Here is an 8,681-nt window from a genome sequence, read left to right on the forward strand (position 1 = left end):
ATTATCATTTTAAAAGCTAGCATTTAAACCAATTAAAAAAGTTCTGTTGGTAGGATAAGCATCCAATTCGATTCCGGCACCACCAAGAGGGGCACCTGTAACTTCTGGCGAAAATCCTGAATATTTTGTAAAAAGTAACGGATTGAGTGCTGTTACAAAAAGACGTACGTTATCTACCTTTTCGTAAAACTTCTTGAAGGTATACCCTACAGTAATGTTATTTATTCTCAGAAAATCCCCATCCTCTATAAAATAAGTTGATGGTCTTGGAACGTCGTTAGATGGTTTAGGGTTGGCTGCATTTGGATTATTTGGCGACCAGAAATTCTCTAAAACAGCCACTTCAATATTTTCGCCACCAAAACGCTGTGCTTTTTTTCCGTTAAAAATTTTATTTCCACCCACGCCGTAGGTATCGACAGAAAAATCAAATTGTCTATAATTTCCACCAAAACTGATACCATACGTATACGTAGGAATGTAGCTTCCAGCACTCACACGTTCGTCACTGTAGGTAAATCCACCATCACTGTTAAAACCAGTCACTTCATAAACATAAAAAGTTCCCAAAGGTTGACCCACTTGCACTTGCTTGGTGAATTCGCCATTACTCAATCCTCCACCAATAAAAGTGGAGAAAAATTTATTATCTACTTTCTCTAATCGGTTACGGTTGTTAGAGAAATTTCCGCTGATGAAATACGAAAAACTATCGGTTATTTTATCACTCCATCGAAGTGCAAGTTCTTGCCCAACGTTACTCACTTGACCTGTATTGACAACAACAGAACCTGCTGAAATAACTCGTGGCAAACTGATAGGCAGAATAATATCAGAAGAAACTCGGTTGTAATACTCCAAAGAACCGGTTAAACGTTTATTGAATAAAGAAAAATCAAAACCAATGTCAAATTCTCTCATGGTTTCCCAGGTTAAATTTGGATCTACTTGATACGGCACAACAGAACCAGGTTGCACAACGGCAGGATCACCGAAAGTATAATTAGCACCTGCATTGAATACAATATTATTAGTTGAATTGCCAGAAATACCATTTCCAACCTCGCCATAACCTGCTCTAAACTTGAGGTAATCTAGGGTTTTAATATTTTCGAAAAAAGATTCATCACTAATTACCCAACCTGCAGAAACAGCGGGAAACAGTGCCCAATTTTTACCGCTAAGAAAAGTACTTGTTCCTTCTCGACGTAAAACAGCTGAAAACAGATACTTCCCTTTAAAATCATATTCGGCTCTCGCAAAATAAGCAATAGAAACAATTGGTGTGGATTGTGAGTTTTGTACAACACGACCTGGTAAAAATTCGTCGTTATAGGTAGATAAATCAAGTGACCAATAATTAGATTGGACTGGAACGTTAAAACGCGTTCCTGAAAGATTACTAGAAATATTTCGAGTGGTTCTGGACATTCCTCCGAGAAACGTTATCGAGTGTTCATCAAAGCGTTTTGTGTAGGTCATAAAATTATCCCAGTTCCAATTATACCCATCAGAACGTCTTTGAGTTAGGGAGTTGTATTGAGGCGTATTTGCACCAAAAGTATCTTCATAATCCGATATGTCACTAGTAGGATTTTGAGATAAAAAAATATTTGCAATCGGGTTAAAAGAAAAACTTTTATTTACATCATAAGTGGCACCAAAGGAGGAAGTAAATTTAATATCATCAGTGATTTTTAATTCTGCCATTACAGAACCTAGAATGCTTAAATTTCTGTTTTGTTCGTTGGTATAAAACAATTGTGCAGCAGGATTGGCTACATTATTAAAACGATCAATACCGTTGATGTCTATCAGTCCTGTATCTGGGTTTCTCAAAGGCACTCCCCAGCGACCGTTCTCAAATTTTACAGGAACGAGAGGCGATTGCTTGTAAGCATTTGTAAAGGCACTTAACGGTTTTTGTGTTCCTCTGGTAATGGCCAAATTCAGGTTTTGAGAAATTTTGAGTCTTCCATCAAGCACCTTGAATTCTGTTCTGGAATTAATATTGTTTCGATTAAACTCTGACCCTCTCAAAATACCTTTTTCCAAGTAATTTGTATAACCTATGTAATACTTTGCCGTTTCATTACCACCGGACAATGAAATAAAATTACTAGCCGTTTGGCCTAAAGTTGTAATTTCGTCCAACCAATTAACATTGTTGGGCTGATTGGGATTTAAATACGTCGCTGACCCTATCGCAACATTATTATAATAGGCATATAAAGCTGCATCACCCATTTCGACTGTTCTTTGGATTTGCTTTATACCATAATAACTATCATAAGAAAGTTTTGCTTTGCCTATTTTTCCTTTTTTGGTAGTAACTATTACAACTCCGTTTGCACCTTTCTGACCATAAATGGCCAGCGAAGAAGCATCTTTAAGAATGTCTAAAGTTTCAATTTCATTTGGACTCAGATTACTTATTCCAGAAGCTTCGACGCCGTCAATAATAAAAAGCGAGATTGCACCACCTAAAAGGGTACCCAAACCTCTGATTTGTAACGTTGGATTTGCTCCAGGTTCATCATTAGTAACGATATTTACACCAGCAGCACGACCTTGTATGGATTGTATTGCTGATTGTGCAGGTGTTTTCAAAATCTCTGCCGTTTTAATTTGTACAACGGATCCCGTAATTGCACCTTTTTTTCTACTTCCATATCCAATTACCACTACATCTTCCAATTCAGTTGCTGGAGCTTTGTCCAAAAAAACAACAATATTGTTTGATGCTTGAATCGTTTTGGTTACAAAATTGGTTGCAGTAACTTGCAAATCTGTTCCCTCTACAGCGGCAATTGTAAAGGTACCGTCTAAATCAGTTAGTACCGATGCATTTGTATTTGTATTCAGTACAAAAGCATCTGGGATTGGAACTCCGCTATTATTCAAAATGGTTCCTTTAATAGTCTGTGCATTGCTAGAGACAGACACTATAATTGCGAATAAGAAAAAACAAATTTTCATAGGTCGTTTGATTTATAGTGCTAAGGTATGCAATTACAACGATATAGTTGTGGCAAAAAAAGTAATCAATAGTACATCAAAAAGTAAAAATAATATTTTAATGCATTGATTTACAATACTTTAAAATATAAAAAATTAAAAAAACCACAGCATTAAATAGAGCTTTGATGTAGTAGTGATGTGCTATAATTATTTGAATAAATAACCAAAAATTTACTGAATATAAATTTATACTCGAAAATTTATATATTAATCATAAAGTTACTTAAATTTTCATCTTTAGAAATGTTTAGTTTTTTGCGAAGTCGGTAACGATGTAATTCTACGCCGCGGTACGAAATATTCATCAACGGAGCAATCTCTTTAGAGGCCAAATTCATCCTAAGAAAAATACACAGTTTAATATCTTTTGAGGTCAAATGCGAATAAGTTTGCGTAAGTTTATGAACAAAATCTTCATGACTTTTCATTAGGTTTTTTTCAAAATTTTGCCATTCATTTTTATTTATAGAATTACTTTTAATCGCTTTTTTGATTTTGGATTTAAGTTGAGTTGAGTCATTTTCACTGTTCAAAATCGTTTCGATACTCTCAATCATTTCCGATTGTTTGGCTATGGACAATGATTTTCCAGCCACTTCCGAGGCTTTTGTTTGGACTTGGATTTCTAGAATATGCTTTTCATACTCCTGCATTTTTAACTTATTTATCGTTTCAGTTTTTATTTGTTCAATTTGATTTAAATGATTGATTTCCTCTTCAATTCGTTTTAATTTCTCTGTGTACCTAATTTTGGTCCATCTGTAATACAAATAAAACACAATCACAATCAGTACAATATATATCATAATCATCCAAAACGATAGATACCACGGATTGGTTACTGAAAATTTATATTTAGTTACTTCATTATATTTATTTCCGTCAAAATAGTACAGCGACACTTGCTGCTTTCCACTTGATAAATTATTTAGCACTATCCTGTTATTTTCAACTATTACAAATTCAGAATTATTATTTAGTTTATAAAACAATCGCGGACTGTTAAATCCGAATTTTTCAGAAATTAAATGAAGTTCCAAACTCTCATTATATTTTATAAGCGAGGTATCGGTTAGCATTTTATTATGATAAAATCCCTCAACCTTAATATCATTAACAGAAATTTCAGCGTTGGATAAATTTACTTTCAAAAATCCATCGTCCAAATTTAAAAGCAGTGATTGCGCTATTTTTATAACCTTCGTATCTTGATTGAGGATTTTTCCTTCATAGTACTTTTGAGGAATAACCTTCCAATAAAATGTGGCATTCTTAAACTGAATCAGGTATAATGTATTGTCTTTAATAACAATAAAATTCTTCTCATCAACAGGAATTATATCAGAGATTGCCTTAAAATGCTGATTGAATAGATTACTTTTTTCTAATTTTTCAGTGAGCGAATTGTATTGATACCATTCCATATTGATATAAAAAAACAATTCGTTTTTAAAATTGAAAATTTTTACTCCAAAGTCGTTGATTAATCTATTTTTTTGAGAAATATTTTCGACCGTATTAGTCCTAAAATCATCTGAAAATGCTATTTTGAATAAACTTCGGTAATTGTCGACAGCCCAAATTTCTTTCGCCTTGTTTTGAGCTATATTTTTAATGGGGTTGTTGATGTTTGAGACACGATCAAATTTTTGCAAATTCATGGGATCGGTGTACATGATAATCCCTGAATAATTGGATTGGTAATACCTGTTGTCCGTTACACTGTTAAAAAGTTTCCAGCCGCCACTTACATCATTTACTTTTATATAAGCACCGTTTTCGTACTTAAAAGTCCCGTCGTTGTGACCAATAATAAACTGATTCCCCACTTTTTGAATGTCCCAAACTTGTCCTTGCGAATTGGGAATAGTAGTCAAAATCTTGTTTTGCCATTCAAAAACACCATGATTGGTTCCTAACAAATACCCCGATTCCTTCGGTTGCAATGCATAAACGGAACCCAATAAACCTGTATTATCTGTAAAAATTGAAATGGGAGAATTAATTTCGATATGGGCAATTCCATTATCCAAACCCAACCAAACATTTTCTTCTTTATCAACTGTTATCGACAATACCGAATTGTTATTTAATGCATTACCCCTATTGATATTTGTGATTTTTTTGGTTTTCGTTTGCACCACATAAGCGCCTTGTAAAGCCGTACCAATTACTAAAGTGGAATCATTGATACTTTTCGCAGTTATGATGGTTTCTTTCTTGAGAGCTGCATTTAAATCGGTATTCCAAGGAAATAGTATACCATTTTTCTCAACAAAAACGCCGTCCTTTTGGGTAAAAATGTAAAGACTTCCATCGTGCGGCTCCATCCCATGAATGATTTTATTTTCTAAAATAGACCACTTTAGCTTTTTCTGAAACTTCTTATTTTTAAATTCAAAAAGCCCCTCCTTTATAGAAGCTGCATAGATAGTACCTTCATTTTGAAAGCAATACGATATTTGAAAAGGAAATCGTACTTTTTCAATTTTAGTACCATCATAAATGAACAATTCATTAAAAGACTGGAAATAAATGAGGTTACCATTTTTGAATATCTTCCAAATTTCCTCATTATTAGAATCACCTGTAAATAGGTTTTTATTCTTGCTTAGTGAAGTGTAAACCATTTGGCCTTTTTTTCGTTGCCAAAATCCAAATTCAGTGTAAGATCCCGTGTAAATTTTACTTCCATCAACAAAAAGAGAGCGAATAATGGTTTTGTTCGGCAATGCATATTTTTCCCAAATCACTCCATTGTAACGCACCAAAAACCGATTGTTAGCAAAGTACATTGCCGCATCGTTTCCTTGGGCAACGGACCAATTCTGGTTGTCGCCTCTGTAATCTGCTTTTGAATAGTTTTTAACAAATGGTAGAAGTTCCTGACCGTAACTGTTGATTTGTAAAACTAAAATAACTATGCAAAGTACTTTTTTCATAACGCTTTTAAAATTCAAAAGTAAAGAAAGAAAGTTTAAGATGTTGATTAAAATTTTTAAGCAAATATAATTGTAAAAAAATGCATCTATCCCTATTTAGTTCGGCGAAAAAAAATTGCAACAGGCAGATGACAATTTCGACAATTTGAAATTTCAGCATTGATAATTTATATCATATTCGCATAATATTACTTTGTAAATTATATTATTTTGATATAGTTACATATAAAACTACCTTTGCTCTATAAATTAGAGAATATGGAAGAGTGTATTTCTGTTTTTGACATGCTTAAAATAGGTGTTGGTCCATCAAGTTCACATACCCTCGGACCTTGGCGGGGTGCCGAGCGCTTTCTAGCAGAACTTGACAATGAGCAACTACTGGATAAAACTACAAAAGTGGTCGTTAATTTGTACGGCTCACTTTCGTTAACAGGAAAAGGCCATGCAACCGATTTGGCCGTGATGTTGGGTCTGAGCGGTCAAGATCCTGAGTACATCCCCATCGAAAATATTGATTTAATCATACAATCCATCAACAAAACGAAGCAATTAAATTTGAATCAACAAAAAATAATTGCATTTGACGCTACCACTGATATCGTTTTCAACAAAGAATTCTTGCCGTTTCATGCCAACGGTTTTAGCTTTACGGCTCATACAGAGGTTAGAGAATATACTTCAACATTTTATTCTATTGGTGGCGGATTTGTTGTAAAAGAAGAACGCAGCAACGCCAAAGAGAAACTGCAGTTTAAATGTGCCTTTCCCTACATGATTGATAATGCAGTTCAATTGTTGGAATATACCACAGTCGAAAATAAATCTATTTCGGAAATCGTATATGAGAACGAAAAATCAATGCGAACAGAAGAAAAAATCAATTCAGAATTGTTGCGGGTTTGGCACACAATGCTTGAATGTATGTATATTGGTTGTCACTCAGAAGGAATTTTACCTGGTGGTTTAAATGTACGAAGACGTGCTTTTGACATGCATCAAAATTTGATAGGTCTAGCCAATTATAACAATCCGCAAGAATGGTTGGAATGCATCCGTCACACCGAAGTTAAATTCAGACAAATTTTAAAATGGGTAAGCTGTTTTGCCCTTGCGGTAAATGAAGTTAATGCTGCTTTAGGACGTGTGGTTACCGCTCCTACCAACGGAAGTGCAGGCGTGATTCCAGCGGTTTTAATGTATTATTTGTGTATCGAAAACCACAATGCTGGAGAAAAAGAAATCAAGCAGTTTTTACTCGTAGCTGGAGAAATAGGAAGTTTGTTCAAGCAAGGTGCTACCATTTCTGCCGCAATGGGTGGCTGTCAGGCCGAAATTGGTGTTTCCTCGGCAATGGCTGCTGCTGCTTTGTGCGAATTAATGGGCGGAACTCCAGAACAAGTATTGATGGCTGCCGAAATTGCAATGGAACACCATCTGGGTTTAACTTGTGACCCAATTGCAGGTTTAGTTCAAATTCCATGTATTGAACGAAATACAATGGGTGCAATCAAGGCTATTAACGCCGCCGAACTTGCCCTAGAAACAGATGCTAAAAATGCGAAAGTACCCTTAGACAAAGTTATTTCGACGATGTGGCAAACTGCAAAAGACATGAACACCAAATACAAAGAAACGTCGGAAGGCGGCTTGGCCGTAAGTGTGAATATGGCAGATTGTTAATGCTACACTTAATCAACATTTTAAAATCCAGTTTATCAATTTAAATTTGAACTGGATTTTTTTTTGAGTTTTGGTAGAAAAATTCCAAAAAAGTTTGCAATGAAATTCATAACTTTTTTAATGCAAATTTCAATAAAAAGTACTCCTATTACAGAGTAAATTGCTTTTCTCCCTTTTATGAGGGCTAAATAATTTATATTAGATTGCACTATTTTCTTTATCACATGAATTGCACTAACACAAAAAGTAATTTAGTATTTTTACATCCTTAAAAAAAGAACCATGTCAGTAGCTAAAAAAGATTACAAGCGAATTACGACCAAATCATTGATTGAAATGAAGGCAAATGGAGAAAAAATTTCCATGTTAACGGCATACGATTTTACGATGGCAAAAATAGTCGACTCAGCTGGAGTGGATGTAATTTTAGTGGGGGATTCAGCGTCAAATGTAATGGCGGGTCACGAAACAACTTTGCCTATTACATTAGATCAGATGATTTATCACGCTTCAGGCGTGGTTCGAGGTACCTCGCGTGCCCTAGTAGTTGTCGACTTGCCTTTTGGTAGTTATCAATCGGATTCGAAAGAAGCGCTTCGTTCTTCCATTCGAATTATGAAAGAAAGCGGTGGACACGCAGTGAAAATGGAAGGTGGAAGTGAAATCAAAGATTCGATAAAAAAAATATTGAATGCCGGAATTCCGGTAATGGGACATTTGGGATTAACGCCGCAATCCATCTACAAATTCGGGACTTATACTGTTCGAGCCAAAGAAGATGCCGAAGCAGAAAAATTAATAGAAGATGCTAAAATGCTGGAACGCATTGGATGTTTTGCCTTAGTTCTTGAAAAAATTCCTGCACAACTCGCACAAAAAGTAGCCGAAAGCATTTCAATTCCGGTAATCGGTATTGGAGCTGGAGGTGGTGTTGACGGCCAAGTTTTAGTAATTCACGATATGTTGGGAATGAATAACGAATTCAGTCCGCGTTTTCTGAGAAGATACTTGGATTTATATGATCAAATGACTGCT

4 protein-coding genes are annotated in these 8,681 nt (G+C 35.0%); 2 read left to right on the plus strand and 2 right to left on the minus strand.

The window, feature by feature from the left end; translation table 11 throughout:
- Positions 1–9 precede the first annotated feature (9 nt).
- Together ACIQ2X_RS00220 and ACIQ2X_RS00225 are read right to left on the minus strand one after the other, a co-directional pair.
- Positions 10–2,979: a SusC/RagA family TonB-linked outer membrane protein gene (locus ACIQ2X_RS00220; RefSeq protein ID WP_396176858.1), complete on the minus strand. Its 2,970-nt coding sequence runs from the start codon at positions 2,977–2,979 to the stop codon at positions 10–12.
- A 242-nt stretch (positions 2,980–3,221) separates the two neighbouring features.
- The gene (locus ACIQ2X_RS00225) at positions 3,222–5,963 is read right to left on the minus strand and encodes a histidine kinase (protein ID WP_396176859.1); all 2,742 of its coding nucleotides are present in this window, start codon (positions 5,961–5,963) and stop codon (positions 3,222–3,224) included.
- Between the two features lie 258 nt (positions 5,964–6,221).
- On the opposite strand from ACIQ2X_RS00225, the gene ACIQ2X_RS00230 reads away from it, so the two are divergent.
- Positions 6,222–7,646, plus strand: coding sequence for an L-serine ammonia-lyase (locus tag ACIQ2X_RS00230; RefSeq protein ID WP_396176860.1), 1,425 nt, complete (start codon positions 6,222–6,224; stop codon positions 7,644–7,646).
- Positions 7,647–7,928: 282 nt separating this feature from the next.
- A partial coding sequence (gene panB, locus ACIQ2X_RS00235; protein WP_396176861.1) for a 3-methyl-2-oxobutanoate hydroxymethyltransferase occupies positions 7,929–8,681 on the plus strand: 753 nt, incomplete at its 3' end.

The organism is Flavobacterium sp. (assembly GCF_044368625.1).
Taxonomy (GTDB): Bacteria; Bacteroidota; Bacteroidia; order Flavobacteriales; family Flavobacteriaceae; genus Flavobacterium.

Coding starts and splice junctions, on each gene's coding strand:
- ACIQ2X_RS00220 (WP_396176858.1), bottom strand. CDS start 2,979: ATGAAAATTTGTTTTTTCTTATTCGCAATTATAGTGTCTGTCTCTAGC.
- ACIQ2X_RS00225 (WP_396176859.1), bottom strand. CDS start 5,963: ATGAAAAAAGTACTTTGCATAGTTATTTTAGTTTTACAAATCAACAGT.
- ACIQ2X_RS00230 (WP_396176860.1), top strand. CDS start 6,222: ATGGAAGAGTGTATTTCTGTTTTTGACATGCTTAAAATAGGTGTTGGT.